The organism is Mesorhizobium sp. PL10 (assembly GCF_053714315.1).
This window is the reverse complement of sequence record NZ_JBSKBR010000003.1, coordinates 249,977-268,469: the sequence shown is the minus strand read 5'-3', so window position 1 is coordinate 268,469 and position 18,493 is coordinate 249,977. Positions and strand designations below refer to the sequence as shown.

Sequence of the window (18,493 nt, the reverse complement as noted above, 5' to 3'; positions counted from 1 at the left end):
CCGGCCTTTTTCTTTTGGATTGGCACTGCCGATGCCTCCGTCATCCAAGCTGCGTTGCATATAACCGCACTAATGCCCCTCTCGCGATTGTGACGTTTTGGCAACAGTTTCTGAACAACCCCCGCGCTACGGTTCCTCCCGACCAAATTGCCCATTTCCCGCCATAAACCCGGCGCACCTCGAATTTGTCTCGGGACACGCGCCAGAAGGCTCGGCGATGAGGCAGGCCGCACCGCCCGGCAAGGAAGAGTATGGACGCCAGAGTCATTTCCAAGGCCAAGCTGCCTAGCCGCCATGTGACCGTCGGCCCGGCGCGTGCGCCGCACCGTTCCTATCTCTATGCCATGGGCCTTTCGGCAGCCGAGATCGCGCAGCCGCTGGTCGGTGTCGCCTCCTGCTGGAACGAAGCCGCGCCCTGCAACATCTCGCTGATGCGACAGGCACAAGTGGTCAAGAAGGGCGTCGCGGCCGCCAACGGCACGCCACGTGAATTCTGCACTATCACCGTCACCGACGGCATTGCCATGGGCCACCAGGGCATGAAGTCGTCGCTGGTGTCGCGCGATGTCATCGCCGATTCGGTCGAACTCACCATGCGCGGCCATTGCTACGATGCGCTGGTCGGCCTTGCCGGCTGCGACAAGTCGCTGCCCGGCATGATGATGGCCATGGTTCGGCTCAATGTGCCATCGATCTTCATCTATGGCGGCTCGATCCTGCCCGGCAGCTATCGCGGCCGGCAGATCACCGTGCAGGATGTGTTCGAGGCGGTCGGCCAGCACTCGGTCGGAGCGGTCAGCGATGCTGAGCTGCTTGAGATCGAACAGGCGGCCTGTCCGTCGGCCGGCTCCTGCGGCGCCCAGTTCACCGCCAACACCATGGCCACCGTCGCCGAGGCGATCGGCCTGGCGCTGCCCTATTCCTGCGGTGCGCCGGCGCCTTACGAAATGCGCGACCGCTTCAATTTCGCCTCCGGCGAAAAGATCATGGAGCTGGTCGCCAAAAACATCCGGCCGCGCGACATCGTCACGCTGAAGGCGCTGGAAAACGCGGCGACGGTGGTGTCGGCCACCGGCGGCTCGACCAATGCGGCGTTGCACCTGCCGGCGATCGCGCATGAGGCAGGCATCAAGTTCGACCTGTTCGACGTCGCGGCGATTTTCGAGAAGACGCCCTACATCGCCGACCTCAAGCCGGGCGGCAAATATGTCGCCAAGGACATGTTCGAGGCCGGCGGCATTCCGCTGCTGATGAAGACACTGCTCGACCACGGCTATCTGCATGGCGACTGCCTGACCGTGACCGGCCGTACTTTGGCCGAAAACATGGAGCACGTTGTCTGGAATGATAGCCAGGATGTGGTCCGTCCCGCCAACCGACCAATCACCCAAACCGGCGGTGTCGTGGGCTTGAAGGGTAACCTTGCCCCCGAGGGTGCGATCGTGAAGGTCGCGGGCATGACGGAGCTGAAATTCTCAGGCCCGGCACGCTGTTTCGATTCGGAAGAGGAATGTTTCGAGGCGGTCACGCACCGCAACTACCGGGAAGGCGAGGTTCTCGTCATCCGCTACGAAGGTCCGCGCGGCGGCCCGGGCATGCGCGAGATGCTGTCGACGACGGCGGCTCTCTACGGCCAGGGCATGGGAGGCAAGGTGGCCCTCATCACCGACGGCCGGTTTTCGGGCGCGACGCGCGGCTTCTGCATCGGCCATGTCGGACCCGAAGCTGCCGTTGGCGGACCGATCGGGCTGTTGAAAGACGGCGATGTGATCTCGATCGATGCAACCAAAGGCGCGATCGAGGTCGATCTGTCCGAGGCTGAACTGGCAACGAGGGCGAAGACCTGGAAGGCGCGCACGACCGATTATCAGTCGGGCGCGATCTGGAAATACGCACAGACGGTGGGGCCCGCCCGCGACGGCGCGGTCACCCATCCCGGCGGTGCCAAAGAAACACATTGCTATGCGGATATCTGAGTTGTTGAGGTCGTCTGTCCTTCCGGCACTGGTCGCTGTTGCGATCTTTGGCGCCGTGGGCCAGGCCATGGCCTTCGACGACAAGGTGTTCGACGACAAGACCGGCGTAAAGCCGCAATCGAGCCCGTGGGCCGTGTTCCAGTTCGGCTTCTCCGCCTACAAGAGCGGCCACAAGGAACAGGCGGTCGAGGCGTATAAATACGCCGCCGAGAACGGCCAGATAGGCGCCACCTGGAAGCTCGCGCGCATGTATGCAGAAGGCGACGGCGTGACCCGCGACGACTATGCGGCTTTCAAATTCTTCTCCGAGATCGTAGACCAGGATGTCGAGCCGGGATCGCCGGAGGAAAGCTATGTCTCCGACGCGCTGGTGGCGCTGGGCGACTATCTCAGGACGGGCATTCCCGGCAGCCCGGTCGAGGAAAACGAGGTCGCAGCGCAGGAATATTACATGCGCGCAGCCGCCAACTACCGCAATCCGAACGCCCAGTTCGAGATGGGCCAGATGTTCCTGAAGGGCGAGGGCGGCGTGAAGGCCAGCGTCAAGCAGGCCGGCCGCTGGTTCCAGCTCGCCGCCGAAAAAGGCCATGCCGGCGCCCAGGCGACGCTCGGCAATCTTTTGTTCCAGAGCGGCAAGATCGTGCGCGGGCTGGCCATGATGACGGCCGCGCTCGAACGCGCCTCGCCGGCCGACCAGCCGTGGATCCGCGGCATGCAGGAAGAGGCGTTTGCCGCCGCCGGCGAAGCCGACCGCCGCACCGCCATATCGCTGGCTGACGACATCCTGACCAAGGGCGGCGGCGACCAGTGAAATAGCCATCTCCCCCCTTGTGGGGGAGATGCCCGGCAGGGCAGAGGGGGGCGCTGTCCCGCCGGCTTTTCAAGCTATTGCAAGTTGCAGTTGGGTAGTGCTCGGCACTTTGTAGGCTGGACGAGAAGTAGCATTTCTTCACGCCCCCCTCTGGCCTGCCGGCCATCTCCCCCACAAGTGGGGAGATCAGCAGCTTCTCAGTTCTCGGTGGGTTCCGCCCGCGCCGCTCTGTGTATCGGCATCGAGATCGGCGTGACGTGCAGGTGAGGCTTCATCGTGCTGTCAGGACAGGTGTCGCCAATCTTCGTCCAGGAGGTGTTGTTGAGCACCAGGTCGCAGCGGGCCATGTGGCTCTGGTCGGAAACCGTCAGGCATGCGACCTGGCCTATCTGGTAGGACTTGCCATTGGCCAGGCACTCCTGGTCGGCCAGGGCGGCTGCAGGTGCAGCCATGGCAATTGCCAGGCCGATCGGACAAAGAAGGAATCGTATGGTCATGGAACCCCAGCCGCCATGCTGATGTCCGACTGAATGGCGCGATTGTGGCGATATCAGGGTTTCGGCTGATCTCAGGCCGGCTGCAGCGCCAGATCGATCGCCACCGGCACATGGTCGGAGGGTTTTTCCCAGGCGCGCACGTGCTTTTCGATCGAGGCCGAGGAAAAGCGGTTGGCGGCCTCGGGCGACAACAGCAGATGGTCGATGCGAATGCCGTTGTTCTTCTGCCAGGCGCCGGCCTGATAATCCCAGAAGGTGTAGACATCGGCCGTGTCGGTGACGGCGCGCACCGCCTCGGTGAAGCCGAGGTTCTTCAGTCGGCGGAAGGCCTGCCGGGTCTGCGGCTGGAACAGCGCATCGCCCAGCCAGTTCTCGGGGAAGCGTGCGTCGATCGGCTCGGGGATGACATTGTAGTCACCGGCGAGCACCAGCGCCTCTTCCAGAAGCAGGCGCTGCTCGGCCCAGCGATGCAGCCGGTCCATCCACGACAGCTTGTAGGGGAATTTCTTCTCGTCATCGATCGGATTGCCGTTCGGCAGATAGAGCGAGGCGACGCGCAGCGCGCCCTGGTCGGTCGAGAACACGCCCTCGATGAAGCGCGCCTGCTCATCCGCGTCGTCGCCCGGCAGGCCCCTTATGACCTCGTCGAACGGCAGCTTCGACAGCAGAGCGACGCCATTGAAACCCTTCTGGCCATGGGTTTCGACATTGTAGCCCAGCGCCTCGATCTCGGCGCGTGGGAACTGCTCGTCGACCGTCTTGATCTCCTGCAGGCAGACGATGTCGGGCTGGCTCTCGGTCAGCCAATGAGTGAGGTTGCCGATGCGGGCGCGAACGCCGTTGATGTTCCAGGTGACGATTTTCATGGGCAGCCTCAGAGGTGTTCAGGCGGGAGACGTTCGACAAGTCCGATCGTATTGCCTGCCGGGTCCTTTAGAAAGGCCATCCACTCGCTTTCCCCCGCTGGACCGAACGTGCCTTCGGCATCGTTGTGGACGAGTGCAGGCGGTGCGGTGAAGGGAACGCCGGATGCTTTCGCCTCGGCGTGGAAGGTTTCGAGGCCCACAATATCGAGATAGACGGTTCCTGCCGGCACGCCATCGGTGAACAGCAGGCGCACGTCGCCGGCCATAATAAAGGCCATTCCGGGCGGATCGTATCGGGCGTGAACTCCCAGGCCGAGCACATCGCGCCAGAATGCCAGCGTGACATCGAGATCGCGCCCGGCCGACAGGGCGACCTGACGGACCGCGCCGATGGCAGGCATCTGACTAGATGGAAAAGCTGGTGCCGCAGCCGCAGGAGGCGACTGCATTGGGGTTGCGGATCTGAAACGACTGGCCCATCAGATCGTCGACGAAGTCGATGACCGAGCCTCCCATATAGACCAGCGACAGATCGTCGATCAGCACGGTGGCGCCGTCCTTCTCGATGGCGACGTCGTCGTCATTGCGCGTGTCGACCAGATCGAACTTGTAGGAAAAGCCGGAGCAGCCGCCGCCTTCGACGGAGACGCGCAGGGCCGTCTTGCCGGCTTCGCCAGAGACGATTTTCGCGATCCGCCTGGCGGCGGACTCGGTCATTTCGACTTTCATGGCAGTCTTGGCATCAGCGCCCATGGGCGTCACCTTGCTTTCGGTTTCACATGATAGGTATGAAGCGGGAAGGGGCAAGTCAACTGCGGCGGCATCAGCCATGACAAATGAGCTTGGCGACATTGGGTTCGGCTATCGGCCGCGCGCAGCCTATGCCAGCGATCCCGCCAAGTCGCGCGGGCGGCTCTATGACGAGGTCGAGAGTCCGACGCGCACACCGTTCCAGCGCGACCGCGACCGCATCATCCATTCCACCGCGTTCCGCCGGCTGAAGCACAAGACACAGGTGTTCGTGGCGCATGAAGGCGACCACTATCGCACCCGCCTGACGCATTCGATCGAGGTGGCGCAGATTGCGCGCGCTCTGGCGCGGGCGCTGCGCGGCGATGAGGATCTGGCCGAGGCGGTCGCCCTGGTCCACGATTTCGGCCACACGCCGTTCGGCCATACCGGCGAGGACGCGCTGAACGAGCGAATGACCCAATGGGGCGGCTTCGACCACAATGCCCAGTCGCTGCGCGTGGTGACGCGGCTGGAACGGCGCTATGCCGAGTTCGACGGGCTGAACCTGACCTGGGAAACGCTGGAAGGCCTAGTCAAGCACAATGGCCCGCTGACCGACGCCAAGGGAAAAGGCCTCAAAGGCCCGGTGCCGCAGGCGATCCGGGACTATTCGCAGCTGCACGACCTCGAACTCGACCGTTTCGCCGGTATCGAGGCGCAGTGCGCGGCGATCGCCGACGACATTGCCTACAATACCCATGATATAGATGACGGCCTGCGCTCCGGCTTCCTGACGCTGGACATGCTGGAGGAGGTTGCCCTGCCGGGATCGATCCTCGCGGGCGTGCGTGCGCGCTATCCCGGCCTTGACGATGTGCGCACCGGCCATGAGCTGATGCGCCGGCAGATCACTATGATGGTCGAGGACGTCATCGTTTCGACCACCGCCAATTTGGAGCGCATCAAGCCTGACAGCGCTGAAGCGGTGCGGGCGGCGGGCGAGACGATGGTGACGTTTTCCGCCGGGATGGCGGCGACCGAGAAGGAATTGAAGGCGTTTCTCTACAAGCACCTCTACAGGCATGATGAGGTGATGCGCGTGCGCGGTGATGCCGAGCAGATCGTGCGCGACCTGTTCGACGTCTATTTCGCCGATCCACGCGCCATGCCGGATGGCTGGCGTGAGGGGCTCGACCGGGCCGAAGACCGTATCAAGGCGCGCAGCGTTGCCGATTTCCTGGCGGGGATGACCGACACCTACGCCTTGAAGGAACACCGCCGTCTGTTTGACCATACGCCCGATTTAAGCTAGGGCGGGCGCGATTTGCCGGCCAACGAGCCGGTTCTCCTGCACAGTCCGCCAGAGCAAGACCCATGAATATCTTCGCCGATTTCAGCGCGCGAATCACAAAAGCCGTCGAAGCGCTTGATTTGAAAGACAGTAATGGCGCTACGCCCGACCTGTCGCGCATTGCCGTCGAGCCGCCGCGCGACGCCAGCCATGGCGATCTCGCCACCAATGCGGCGATGGTGCTGGCCAAGCCCACCGGGCAGAACCCGCGCGCGCTGGCCGAGCGGCTGGTGGAGGTGCTGCGCAGCGACGCCGATGTTGTCGGGGCCGACGTCGCCGGTCCCGGCTTCGTCAATCTCAAGCTCAAGGACGCTTTCTGGCAGGCGCATCTGACCGCGCTGCTCGGGCAGGGCCGCAACTATGGCCGCTCGACCATCGGTGGTGGCCGCAAGACCAATGTCGAGTATGTCTCGGCCAACCCCACCGGGCCGATGCATGTCGGCCATTGCCGGGGTGCGGTGGTCGGCGACACGCTGGCCAATCTGATGGCCTTCGCCGGCTACGACGTGACCAAGGAATACATCATCAACGACGCCGGCTCGCAGATCGACGTGCTCGGGCGTTCGGCCTTCCTGCGCTACCGCGAAGCGCTCGGCGACGACATTGGCGAGATACCGGCTGGTCTCTACCCCGGCGATTATCTGGTTCCGGTCGGCGAGGCGCTGGTTGCTGAATTCGGCCGCAAGCTGTTGCAGATGCCGGATGACGAGGCGCTGGCCATCGTCAAGGACCGTACCATCGATGCGATGATGGCGATGATCCGCTCGGATCTGGCGCTGCTCAACGTGCATCACGATGTGTTCTTCTCCGAGCGCACGCTGCATGCTGACAACGCCAGGAAGATCCGCTCGGCGATCAACGATCTGACGCTGAAGGGCCATATCTACAAGGGCAAGCTGCCGCCGCCCAAGGGCGAAAAGCCGGACGACTGGGAAGACCGCGAGCAGACTCTGTTCCGCTCGACCGCGGTCGGCGACGACATGGACCGGGCGCTGGTCAAGTCCGACGGCTTGTTCACCTATTTCGCCGCCGACGTCGCCTATCTCAAGGACAAGGTCGATCGCGGCTTTGTCGACCTGATCTATGTGCTGGGCGCCGACCATGGCGGCTATGTCAAACGGCTGGAAGCCTTGGCGCGGGCGATTGCAGGTGATGATCTCAAGCTCAAGCTGACCGTGCTGCTGTGCAATCTGGTGAAGCTGTTTCGCGATGGCGAACCGATTCGGATGTCGAAGCGCTCGGGCGACTTCGTCACACTGCGCGAAGTGGTGGAGGAGGTCGGTCGCGATGCGATCCGCTTCATGATGCTTTACCGCAAGAGCGATGCGCCGCTCGACTTCGACTTCGCCAAGGTGACCGAGCAGTCGAAGGATAATCCGGTGTTCTACGTGCAGTACGCCTCGGCGCGCTGCCATTCGGTGTTCCGGCAGGCGAGCGAGCAGCTGGGCGAGGCCAATTTCGACCGCAAAAGCCTGGCGGAGGCGTCGGCGTCGCTGACCGATGAGGGCGAGATCGGGCTGATCCGGAAGCTGGCCGAATATCCCCGGCTGATTGAATCAGCGGCTCTTGCGCTGGAGCCGCACAGGCTGGCATTCTACCTCTACGATCTCGCCTCCAGCTTCCATGGGCACTGGAATCGGGGCACCGAGAATCCAGACTTACGTTTTGTTAAGGTTAACGACCGACAATTGACTCATGCCAGACTAGGGCTGGTGCAGGCTGTTTCGGATGTTTTGACCTCCGGCCTGACGCTGATTGGGGCTGATGCGCCCGCCGAAATGCGTTAGGTTTGACTAAAACACCTGTCACCATTTGCCCACATTGCGCTGGTAAGGGCCAACCCTACGCGACGTCCATGGCGTCCGAATGAGTGCGAGTTCGGGAACAATAATGGCAGACAGAACCCAGCTGAGAGCAGCCGACAACAACGACATCGACCAGGATGATCCGTTCGCGGAACTGACCAGGATCATGGGTTTCGATCCGCGCCAGCCGGTCAAGCCACAGGCGCCAGCCGTCGAGAAGGCTGCGGACGAGGGTGATTTCGAAATCGACCTCGAGAAGGAGTTGATGGGCGAATTCGGCGACGACCTCACTTCCATGGAGGTCAGCCAGCCGGCTCCCGAGGTTCACCAGCCTGCCGCCGAGATTCGCGAGCCGGCTTTCGAAACCGCCGATGCCGCGATGGACGATGCGCTCGCCGCTTCGCTGGACCATGATTTCGTGTTCGACGATGCTGCGGATCATGATTTTGGCGTTCTCCCGCAGGCTGCGGCGGTTGCCGTCGAGCCCGCGTTCGAAGAACCTGTATTCGATGACGATTTCGACACTGCTGTCGCCAGGTCGCTGGAAAACGTGTCACCGCTCGAAGACGACCTGCCGATGGACGACGAGCTTGCCGCTTCGCTCGAGCAGGGATTGCTGCTCGACGACGATGCGACGGGTGATGTAGCCCATGTCGCCGAAGTTGCCGCGCCTGCCGACGACGTCGCATTCGACGATGATTTCGACAATGCCGTCTCGCTGTCGCTGGAAGACGAGTTGACGCTGGACAGAAATGTGCCGGCGCAGGAGCACTATGCCGTTCCGGCAGCCGAGGCCCCGGTTCATGTCGTCGACGCCGGCGACCACGCGGTTGCCGATGAGGGCTTTGCCGGTCATTTCGAAGACGCAATGGCCGACGTCGACATGGATTTCGCCGCCCAGGATTTCGAGCCTCAGGCGTTCGAAGCTCAGCCCGTTGAAGCCGAGGATCCGGAAGAGCGCGATCTGGATGTCAGTGATCTCGAGGCCAGCGCGCCGGTTGAGATGGACGCGCCGGAAGCCGATGAGACGCCGGCGTGGACTGCGGAGGCCGGCCCCTCCCATGAGGCCGAACATGAGGCATTCGACGATTTCGATCTGAGCATCGACGATGCGGTTGCCGACCAAGAGCCGGTTGCCGAGGTCGTCGCCGCTCCGGTGCAGCCAGCCCCAGTCGCGCCCGCTTATGTGGCGCCCGCTGTTGTGGCGCCAGTCGTTGAGGCGACCCCGGCCGCGCCGGCCGCTGACGAGCGGACTTTGGAAGATGAACTCAACGCGCTGCTTGGCGCGATGACCACACCAAGGCCGGTGCCAGTCATCGAGCCCACAAGAGCCCATGAGCCTGTCGTGCCGGTGCAGCGGTCCGCTGCGGCTCCCGCGGCTCCAGCCGATAATCTCGATTGGGATCTGGACGAACACGCCCCTGCGCAGGCTCCTCAGGCCGACGCGGCCCGGAACGATGCCGATTTCGGTGATCTGCTTGCGGGGGAACTTGAGGGCCAGGAGCCCGAGATCGAGTTCGACGATCATGCCTTCGATGCGGCCTTGGCCAAGGGCATAGATCTCGGTGATGACGACACAGCCGCACCGGTTACTGGCGACTGGCGCTCGACACCGCCGGAGCCGGCGCGTTCGTGGAGCCGCGTGACCCCGACCCCCGCCAACCCTTCTTTCGCAGAGCAGCCGCAACCTTCTTTTGCAGCGCCGCCTCAAGCTTCGTTTGAAGAAAAGCCTTCGATGCCGCCGGCGGCAGCGCCAACCTATCGCGACCAGCCCGTCGCTGCCGCCTTTGTGGCGCCGGCGCCAACGCGCGAGGCGCCGCTTTCGGCTTATGACGAGATGCCGGATGTCGAGACGGTCGATGTGCCGGAGCGTGTGGTGGCGATCGCCGACGACCTCGACATTCCCGAGCTCAGCTTCCAGGAAGACGAGCCGGCGGCCTACGACGATATCGACGCCGAATTCGCCGGTCTGCTCACCGACATGAATGCGGTGGAAGCGGCGCCGCCGCCTGCGGCCACGCGCAGCGCTGCTTATGACGACGAGTCCTACAGCTCCGGCTTCAGTTCTGGCCACGAGCTCGACCAGCGCGCCTATGCGGCGCGGCCGGCAGAAGCGCCTGTGGCCGCAGCGCAACCTGCCTATACTGGTGCCGCCGGCGGCTTCGATATGAAGGATCTGCCGGGCAACCGGCCGGTTTTGCAGGCTGACGATTTCGCGGTCGACGAGCTCGACTATGATCCGGACCTGGACGAGGCGATGGCGGTGCCGGGCCTGGCCGAGCAGGAAGCTGCAAGGCCGCGCAGGAGCGGCCTGCTGGTCGCCGGGATCGTTGCTGCGGTGGCGATTGCAGGTGGCCTTGGCGCCTTTGCCCTGTCCTTTGGCGGCAAGGGCGGCAGCGACGCTCCGGTGATCGTCAAGGCCGACAACACACCGATCAAGGTCAAGCCGGAAAATCCCGGCGGCGCCGTGGTGCCGAACCAGGACAACAAGGTCTATGACGCGGTCGCCAAGGGCACCAAGCCGGCCGAGCCGGTGCAGGAGAAGCTGGTCACCAACACCGAAGAGCCGGTCGATGTGAAGGCGCAGGAGCCGGAAAGCCGCGTCGTCGATCTTTCACCCGACGATACCGATGCTGCCCCTGGCACCGACGCCGCCGGCAACCCCGACGCGGCTGTGGCACCGGCACCCAAGTCCGAGGACCGCATCGCGCAGGTTCTGCAGGAAGCGGACAAGAACCCCGATACGGTCGCCGTTGCCCCGCGCAAGGTGCGGACCATGGTGGTCAAGCCCGACGGCTCGCTGGTGGCACGCGAGGATCCGACGCCGGCCGCACCGCAAATTGCGGCGGCCGAGCCGCTTGACCCGGCGCCGCAGCACGTCGCACCGTCAGGTGATGCCGAGCAGACCGGCACCGTGGCGCCGGCCGCCGATCAGGCAAATGGCGACCAGGCTGGTGCCGAAACCGCCAAGCCGGTCAAGCCGGTGAAGCCGGCGGCTGCACCGAAGGTTGAGACGCAGTCCGCCAACACGCCGCAGACGGTTGCAGTGGCGCCGCAGCGCCCGTCCGATCAGCCGGTCGACGTGGTCGGCGAGGTCAAGCCGGACCAGGTTGCCTCTATTCCGGCGACGGCTGCGACATCAGGCGGTTCGTGGTCCATGCAGATTGCTTCGCAGCCGACGGTCGAAAGCGCCCAGGCCAACTATGCCGACCTGCAGCGCCGCTATGGCAATGTGCTCGCTGGTCGCACCGCCAACATCGTCAAGGCGGAGATCGCCGGCAAGGGCACTTTCTACCGTGTCCGCGTCCCGGCGCAGTCGCGCAACGATGCGATCAATCTGTGCACCAGCTACAAGGCTGCCGGTGGCAACTGCTTCGTGTCGCGCTAAGACCTGACCAATCATCGAAGCCGGCACGTTCCCAAGGGGCGCGCCGGCTTTTTCATGTGGATGGACGAGGGGTTCAGGCGCTTACGGCCCGGGGTGATTCCCTTTGACCGCGCGAAGCCCTAAACTCAGGGAATGACCGAATCAAAATCCATGATCCTCGGCTGTGCCGGGAAATCGCTCACCCGCGACGAAATCCGTTTCTATCGCAATGAATGCCCGTGGGGCTTCATCCTGTTTGCGCGCAACATCGGCGAAACCGAGCAGATCCGCGATCTGGTTGCCGAGATGCGCGACTGTATCGGGCGCCCCGACGCGCTGGTGTTCATCGACCAGGAAGGCGGGCGGGTGCAGCGCCTGCGGCCGCCGCTGGCGCCGAACTATCCTGCCGGCGGCGCGCTCGGCGCACTATGGCGCAAAGATCACGACGCCGGCACACGCGCCGCCTGGCTGATGGCGCGGCTGCATGCCTTCGACCTTTTGCGCTACGGGATCTCAGCCGACTGCCTGCCGGTGCTGGATGTGCCGATCGAGGGCGCCAGCGATGTCATCGGCGCGCGCGCCTACGCCAAGGAGCCGCGCCCAGTCATCGAACTCGGCCGCGCGGCGGCGGAAGGGCTGATGTCGGGCGGCGTGCTGCCGGTGATGAAGCACATTCCGGGTCATGGACGCGCCTTTGCCGACACGCATTTCGAACTGCCTGTCGTCGATGCCTCGCTGAGCGAGCTGCAGCGGCATGATTTCGCCCCGTTCCGGGAGCTTAGCCATCTGCCGATGGCGATGACGGCGCATGTCGTCTACAGCGCCATCGATCCGAACAACCCGGCGACCACGTCGGGCAAGGTCATCGACGAGATCATCCGCCGCGAGATCGGCTTCGACGGGCTGTTGATGAGCGACGACACCTCGATGAAGGCACTTTCTGGGGATTTCCCGACAAAGGCGGCCTCGATCCTTGCGGCGGGCTGCGATCTGGTCCTTCACTGCAATGGCGTTTTCGAAGAGATGGCGGGCATCGCATCGCGAACCACGGGACTTGAAGGAACGTCGCTCGAACGCGCCAGGCGGGCGCTGACCTATATAAGGGATCGCGACCGGGCCGACGAAATCGAAATACGCGCCGAGTTTGCCACCTATTTCGACGCGGTGGCCTAGACCAAGAGGAAGCAGAAGTAAGTGGCGGAAACATTGGACAGCAAGGCTGCGAAGGCCGCACCGATGGACCGTCTGTGGGCCGAGAACGACGATTCACGCGTCACGGGCGATCCGTCGCTGGTTGTCGATGTCGCCGGCTTCGAAGGTCCGCTTGACCTTCTGCTGCACCTTGCCCGCACCCAAAAGGTCGACCTGGCGCGCATTTCCATCCTGGCGCTGGTCGAGCAATATCTGACCTTTGTCGAGACGGCGAGGGCGCTGAGGCTCGAGCTTGCCGCCGACTATCTGGTGATGGCGGCGTGGCTGGCCTTCCTCAAGTCGAAGCTTTTGATCCCGAAACAGCCCGGCGAAGAGGGCGAAAGCGGCGAGGAACTGGCGGCGGTGCTGCAGTTCCGGCTGAAGCGCCTGGAAGCCATGCGCGACGCTTCGGCAAGGTTGGTCAACCGCAACCGGCTCGGCCGCGACGTGTTTGCGCGCGGCATGCCGGAAATGGTCATCGTCGAAAAGCGCAACGCCTATTCTGCCTCGCTCTACGATCTGCTCACCGCCTATGTGCAGCAGCGCCAGAAACAGGCGATCACCAATGTGACGATCGCCAGGCGCGGCGTCTGGTCGCTCAAGGACGCGCGCGACATCCTGGCCCGGCTGATCGGGTCGCTGCGCGACTGGACGGCGCTCGACAGCTTCCTGATCGCCTATATGACCAGTCCGGAAGAACGCCGCACGGCCATCGCCAGCTCGTTCGCCGCAACACTGGAAATGGTGCGCGAGCGGCAGATCGATGTGCGGCAGGACCAGGCGTTTGCGCCGATCTATCTGCGCGACCACCGGGAGCCGGCAATCAAAGCAGTCGAGGTGGCATCATGAGCGAACGCGCCAACGCTTCGGTCATCCCGTTCAAGGTCGAAGAAGAGACGGAGGAGGGCATTATCGCCCAGGACCCGACTGAGACCCAGAACTCGCCCATGAATCCTGGCGAACGGCTGCATATGGCGGAAGCCGTGCGCATGGCCGAGGCGATCGTATTCGCCAGCGCCGAACCGGTCAGCGAAAAGCAGCTCGCAGCCAGACTGCCTGATGGCATCAACATAGCCGCTGCCATGGCCGAGCTGCAGCAGATCTATGCGCGGCGCGGAGTCAATCTGCTGCGGGTCGGCGACGCCTGGGCATTCCGCACGGCCGGCGATCTCGCCTTCCTGATGAGCCGCGATACGGTCCAGCAGCGCAAGCTTTCCCGCGCGGCGCTCGAAGTGCTGGCGATCATCGCCTACCACCAGCCGGTGACGCGCGCCGAGATCGAGGACATCAGAGGCGTCGAGACCTCGAAGGGCACGCTCGACATGCTGCTCGAAACGGAATGGGTGCGGATGCGCGGCCGCCGCCGCACGCCCGGCCGTCCGGTCACCTACGGCACGACGGACACTTTCCTCGACCATTTCGCGCTCGAGGAGATCCGTGATCTTCCCGGCATGGACGAGTTGAAGGGAGCGGGGCTGCTTTCCGGCCGCATGCCGTCGAATTTCGCCATCCCGCTACCGCCGGCCGATCCGGATGCGCTGACCGAGGACGAGGATGCGCTGACCGACATCGACCTCGAGGAACTCGGCCTGCTGACGCCGCGCGTCACGGAAGATTGACCGCAAACCGCTGTCAAAAAGCTGCATTGCGGATGTAGATGCGCCGATTGGTAGCGGGCAGCCTTGCCGAAAATGCGTGACATAAGCCGCGCCTTCATAAACTTTGTCGCTGTTGTGTTTGAATCCCAACGCGAAAACGCATAGATCATCGCCAGGGAAAACATTCGAGAGAGAGTTACAATGGGTTCATTTTCGATTTGGCACTGGATGATCGTGCTGGTGATCGTGCTGCTGGTGTTCGGCCGCGGCAAGATTCCCGAGCTGATGGGCGACATGGCCAAGGGCATCAAGAGCTTCAAGAAGGGCATGGCCGACGACGATACCGCCGATGACAAGCGCACCGTCGAGCACCGTCCCGACGAGACCGTTTCGGCAGTGAAGGAAAAGGCCAGCAAGAGCTGAGCCCAAGGTTGTTGCTTTTGTGCAGGTCGTTGTCCCAAAACCGCTTCGCACTTTGGGCGACAAGCACTAGTCGGAACTGATTGCCATGTTTGAAGTCGGCTGGACCGAAATGCTGGTGATCGCGATCGTCATGATCGTGGTCGTCGGGCCAAAGGATTTGCCAAATATGCTGCGCACCTTCGGCCGCACGACGGCGAAGCTGCGCGCGATGGCCTCCGATTTCCAGAAACAGTTCAACGAGGCGCTGAAGGAAGCCGAACTCGACGACGTCAAGAAGTCGGTCGATACGCTCAGGAGCCTCAATCCGGCGGCCGAGATCCGCAAGCAGATCAATCCATTCGAACAGGCGGCAGCCGACGTGCGCTCCGGCGTCGATGCGGTGATGAAGCCGAAGCCGGCGGTCGATCCCTCAACGCCGGCGGCAGAGACCCCGCAGGCAGCCGAGCCGCTCAAGAACGGCGCGACGGTGATGCCCGGTGTCAACGGACCGGATATAGCGCCGGCTGTGCCGATCTTTCCGGCCATGACCGACGAGTCCGTGGTCACGCCGGCTGTTGCAACAGCAACGCCCCAAAAAGCGCCTGCAAAGACGGCAGCGACGGCCAGGCAAGCCAAGGCGCCGGCAACCACGATGGCGGCATCCAAGGCAGCACCGGCAAAGGCTACACCTGCCGCCAAATCTTCGGCCAAGCCGTCAGCAGCGACCGCCAAGGTGGCGCCGGCGAAGGCCGCCAAATCAGTTGCTGCACCAAAGGCGACTACAAGGGCTGACCCGCAGCCTGCCCCAGCCAAAAAGCCGGCAGCCAGGAAGACGGCGGGAGCCGCCAAGTGAGCATTACGGACAGCGAAAAGGACGAGATCGAAAAGTCGTCGGCTCCGCTGATGGAGCATCTGATCGAACTGCGGCGGCGGCTGATCTGGTCGATCGGCGGCTTCTTCGTCGCTTTCCTCGTCTGCTTCTTCTTTGCCAAAAAGCTGTTCAACCTTTTGGTCATCCCCTTCAAATGGGCGACGCAATGGGCAGGGCTCGATCCGCACAAGGTCGAGCTGATCTATACGGCGCCGCAGGAATTCTTCTTCACGCAGGTCAAGCTCGCCATGTTCGGCGGCATGGTCATCGCCTTTCCGCTGATCGCCACGCAGATCTACAAATTCATCGCGCCCGGCCTCTATAAGAACGAACGCAACGCCTTCCTGCCGTTCCTGATCGCCTCTCCGATCCTGTTCCTGATGGGCGCGTCGCTGGTCTATTTCTTCTTCACGCCGATGGTGATGTGGTTCTTCCTCGCCATGCAACAGGCCGGCACCGACGACCAGGTGCAGATTTCGCTGCTGCCTAAAGTGTCGGAATATCTCAGCCTGATCATGACGCTGATCTTCTCCTTCGGCCTAGTGTTCCAGCTGCCGGTGGTGACCAGCCTGATGACGCGCGTCGGCATGCTGTCGTCGAAGGCGCTGGCCGAAAAGCGCAAATGGGCGATCGTCATCGCCTTCGTCGTCGCGGCCGTGCTGACGCCGCCGGATCCGATGAGCCAGATCGGCTTGGCTATCCCGACCATCCTGCTTTACGAGGTTTCGATTTGGGCGGCTCGGTTCATCGAGCGCGACCAGGTCAAGCAGAAGCTGGCGCGCGAAAAGCAGGAAGCTGCCGAAGCGGTGGCCGAAAAAGCAGCGAAGGCGTCCTCAACGCAGGCTCCTTCCTAGGCCGGCGCTTTCGCTAGCGGAAAAACGCGACAGTCGCCGTCTTGCATCGATCAAGGATGCGGTTTACCCCCTCAGACCTTACCTGAGGACGGACCAACCATGCTTGACATCAAATGGATTCGCGACAACCCGAAGGCCCTTGTCGAGGCGCTGGCCAAGCGCTCGTGGTCGGCTGACGAGGCGCAGTCCACGGTCGACGAGTTGATCAAGAAGGACGAAGCGCGGCGCGAGCACGTCACCGAACTGCAGACCAAGCAGGAGCGCCGCAACGCCGCCTCCAAGGAGATTGGCAACGCCATGCGCTCGGGCGACGCGGCACTCGCCGAGAAGCTCAAGGCCGAAGTCGGTGACATCAAGACCTTCATCCAGAATGGCGAGGCGCGCGAACGCGAGCTCGACAAGGCGCTGAACGACGCGCTTGCGGTGCTGCCCAATGTCCCGCTCGACGATGTCCCGGTCGGCAAAGACGAGCACGACAATGTCGTCAAACACATTATCGGCAAGGCGCCGACGCGGCCGAACTGGGTGAAGGAGCATTTCGAAATCGGTGAAGCGCTCGGCATGATGGATTTCGAGCGTGCGGCAAAGCTGTCGGGCTCGCGCTTCACTGTGCTGAAGAGCGGGCTGGCGCGGATGGAGCGTGCCATCGGCCAGTTCATGCTCGATTTGCACACGACCGAGCACGGCTATGAGGAAATCATCCCGCCACTGATGGTCAAGGACGAAGTCCTGTTCGGCACCAACCAGCTGCCGAAATTCGAGGACGATCTGTTCTTCACGCCGCATGGCGATGGCCGGCTGGGTCTGATCCCCACTGCCGAAGTGCCGCTCACCAATCTTGTGCGCGAGGAAATCACGGCGCATGAAAAACTGCCACTGCGCTATACTGCGTTGACGCCCTGCTTCCGCTCGGAAGCGGGTTCGGCCGGGCGTGACACACGCGGCATGCTGCGCCAGCACCAGTTCTACAAAGTCGAGCTGGTATCGATCACCGACCAGGAGTCTTCGCTCGCCGAGCATGAGCGGATGACGCAATGCGCGGAAGAGGTGCTGAAGCGGCTGGAGCTGCCGTTCCGCACCATGGTGCTGTGCACCGGCGACATGGGGTTTGGCGCGCGCAAGACCTACGACATCGAGGTCTGGCTGCCCGGCCAGAATGCCTACCGCGAGATCTCGTCCTGTTCGGTGTGCGGCGATTTCCAGGCCCGGCGCATGGATGCCCGCTACAAGGACAAGGACGGCAAGGGCAACCGCTTCGTCCATACACTCAACGGTTCGGGTACCGCCGTCGGCCGCGCTCTCATAGCTGTCATCGAAAACTACCAGAATGAGGATGGCAGCGTAACCATTCCTGAAGTGCTGCGGCCTTATATGGGCGGTCTGGCGAAGATCGAATCGAAATAATGCGCATTCTTCTGACCAATGATGACGGCATCCATGCCGAGGGCCTGGCGTCGCTCGAACGCATCGCCCGCACGCTGTCGGACGATGCCTGGGTGGTGGCGCCGGAGCAGGACCAGTCCGGATACGCGCATTCGTTGTCGATCTCGGAGCCGCTGCGCCTGAGGAAGATCGGCGAAAAACATTATGCCGTGCGCGGCACGCCGACCGACTGCGTCATCATGGGCGTCAAGAAGATCCTGCCCGGCGCTCCTGACCTGATCCTGTCGGGCGTCAATTCCGGCGCCAACATCGCCGACGACGTCACCTATTCCGGTACGGTCGCCGGCGCCATGGAAGGCGCGCTGCTCGGCATCCGCTCGATCGCGCTCAGCCAGGGCTATTCCTATGTCGGCGAGGACCGTGTTGTCCCCTACGAGACCACCGAGACGCTGGCGCCGGCACTGCTGAAGAAGCTCGTGGCCATGCCGCTGCCGGACGGCGTGCTGCTCAACGTCAATTTTCCGAACTGCCTGCCTGACGAGGTAGCCGGCACGGTCGTCACCTCGCAAGGCAAGCTGGTGCACAGCCTGTGGGTCGACGAGCGCCGCGATGGGCGCGGCCTGCCTTACTACTGGCTGCGCTTCGGCCGCGAGCCGGTCGAGGGCAAGCAAGGCACCGATCTCCACGCTTTGCGCAACCGGCTGGTGTCGGTAACGCCGCTGCAGCTCGACCTCACCGCGCATGAAATCCGTGACCAATTGACCAAGGCTCTGTCTGATTAAGGCTTTG

Annotated in this window: 17 protein-coding genes; 13 read left to right on the top strand and 4 right to left on the bottom strand. The window is 63.3% G+C overall.

The window, feature by feature from the left end; all coding sequences use genetic code 11:
• The first annotated feature begins 251 nt into the window (after window positions 1–251).
• Window positions 252–1,976 (top strand): dihydroxy-acid dehydratase, encoded by a 1,725-nt coding sequence (ilvD, locus tag ACWGTO_RS07480; RefSeq protein ID WP_454574225.1) that lies wholly within the window; start codon window positions 252–254, stop codon window positions 1,974–1,976.
• A complete protein-coding gene (locus ACWGTO_RS07475; protein ID WP_112564806.1) occupies window positions 1,963–2,787 on the top strand; it encodes a tetratricopeptide repeat protein in 825 nt (274 codons plus the stop codon). Before ilvD ends, ACWGTO_RS07475 begins: the two co-directional genes overlap by 14 nt.
• A 197-nt stretch (window positions 2,788–2,984) precedes the next feature.
• Here the strand turns inward: ACWGTO_RS07475 and ACWGTO_RS07470 are convergent, their stop codons facing one another.
• The 4 genes from ACWGTO_RS07470 to erpA all read right to left on the bottom strand — a co-directional run bounded on the left by ACWGTO_RS07470 (window position 2,985) and on the right by erpA (window position 4,903).
• Window positions 2,985–3,239 carry a hypothetical protein gene (locus ACWGTO_RS07470; protein ID WP_454574224.1) on the bottom strand — a complete coding sequence of 85 codons (255 nt, stop codon included), beginning with the start codon at window positions 3,237–3,239 and terminating at the stop codon, window positions 2,985–2,987.
• 116 nt (window positions 3,240–3,355) lie between these two features.
• Complete coding sequence (gene xth / locus ACWGTO_RS07465; protein ID WP_454574223.1) at window positions 3,356–4,150, bottom strand: exodeoxyribonuclease III; 795 nt, start codon at window positions 4,148–4,150, stop codon at window positions 3,356–3,358.
• Window positions 4,151–4,158: 8 nt separating this feature from the next.
• Window positions 4,159–4,551 (bottom strand): VOC family protein, encoded by a 393-nt coding sequence (locus tag ACWGTO_RS07460; RefSeq protein ID WP_454574222.1) that lies wholly within the window; start codon window positions 4,549–4,551, stop codon window positions 4,159–4,161.
• A gap of 4 nt (window positions 4,552–4,555) precedes the next feature.
• Entirely contained in the window at window positions 4,556–4,903 is a 348-nt protein-coding gene (erpA, locus tag ACWGTO_RS07455; protein ID WP_027050337.1) for an iron-sulfur cluster insertion protein ErpA, read from the bottom strand.
• Between the two features lie 76 nt (window positions 4,904–4,979).
• Between erpA and ACWGTO_RS07450 the strand changes: the two genes are divergently transcribed.
• The 11 genes from ACWGTO_RS07450 (at window position 4,980) to surE (ending at window position 18,486) form a co-directional block, all read left to right on the top strand.
• On the top strand, window positions 4,980–6,194 hold the full coding sequence (locus ACWGTO_RS07450) for a deoxyguanosinetriphosphate triphosphohydrolase (RefSeq protein ID WP_454574221.1): 1,215 nt from the start codon (window positions 4,980–4,982) through the stop codon (window positions 6,192–6,194).
• A gap of 62 nt (window positions 6,195–6,256) precedes the next feature.
• A complete protein-coding gene (gene argS / locus ACWGTO_RS07445; protein WP_454574220.1) occupies window positions 6,257–8,020 on the top strand; it encodes an arginine--tRNA ligase in 1,764 nt (587 codons plus the stop codon).
• 103 nt (window positions 8,021–8,123) lie between these two features.
• A complete protein-coding gene (locus tag ACWGTO_RS07440) occupies window positions 8,124–11,426 on the top strand; it encodes an SPOR domain-containing protein (protein WP_454574219.1) in 3,303 nt (1,100 codons plus the stop codon).
• A 132-nt stretch (window positions 11,427–11,558) separates the two neighbouring features.
• Entirely contained in the window at window positions 11,559–12,578 is a 1,020-nt protein-coding gene (gene nagZ, locus ACWGTO_RS07435) for a beta-N-acetylhexosaminidase (RefSeq protein ID WP_454574218.1), read from the top strand.
• Between the two features lie 63 nt (window positions 12,579–12,641).
• A complete protein-coding gene (locus ACWGTO_RS07430; RefSeq protein WP_454574379.1) occupies window positions 12,642–13,445 on the top strand; it encodes a segregation and condensation protein A in 804 nt (267 codons plus the stop codon).
• The gene (gene scpB, locus ACWGTO_RS07425; protein ID WP_454574217.1) at window positions 13,442–14,215 is read left to right on the top strand and encodes an SMC-Scp complex subunit ScpB; all 774 of its coding nucleotides are present in this window, start codon (window positions 13,442–13,444) and stop codon (window positions 14,213–14,215) included. The genes ACWGTO_RS07430 and scpB overlap by 4 nt, the downstream gene beginning before the upstream one ends.
• A gap of 180 nt (window positions 14,216–14,395) precedes the next feature.
• Window positions 14,396–14,617, top strand: a complete 222-nt coding sequence (locus ACWGTO_RS07420; RefSeq protein ID WP_023667688.1) for a twin-arginine translocase TatA/TatE family subunit — start codon at window positions 14,396–14,398, stop codon at window positions 14,615–14,617.
• Between the two features lie 85 nt (window positions 14,618–14,702).
• On the top strand, window positions 14,703–15,449 hold the full coding sequence (gene tatB, locus ACWGTO_RS07415) for a Sec-independent protein translocase protein TatB (protein WP_454574216.1): 747 nt from the start codon (window positions 14,703–14,705) through the stop codon (window positions 15,447–15,449).
• The gene (gene tatC, locus ACWGTO_RS07410; RefSeq protein ID WP_454574215.1) at window positions 15,446–16,321 is read left to right on the top strand and encodes a twin-arginine translocase subunit TatC; all 876 of its coding nucleotides are present in this window, start codon (window positions 15,446–15,448) and stop codon (window positions 16,319–16,321) included. The genes tatB and tatC overlap by 4 nt, the downstream gene beginning before the upstream one ends.
• A gap of 99 nt (window positions 16,322–16,420) precedes the next feature.
• Window positions 16,421–17,725: a serine--tRNA ligase gene (serS, locus tag ACWGTO_RS07405; RefSeq protein ID WP_454574214.1), complete on the top strand. Its 1,305-nt coding sequence runs from the start codon at window positions 16,421–16,423 to the stop codon at window positions 17,723–17,725.
• Complete coding sequence (surE, locus tag ACWGTO_RS07400) at window positions 17,725–18,486, top strand: 5'/3'-nucleotidase SurE (RefSeq protein ID WP_454574213.1); 762 nt, start codon at window positions 17,725–17,727, stop codon at window positions 18,484–18,486. The genes serS and surE overlap by 1 nt, the downstream gene beginning before the upstream one ends.
• Window positions 18,487–18,493 lie beyond the last annotated feature (7 nt).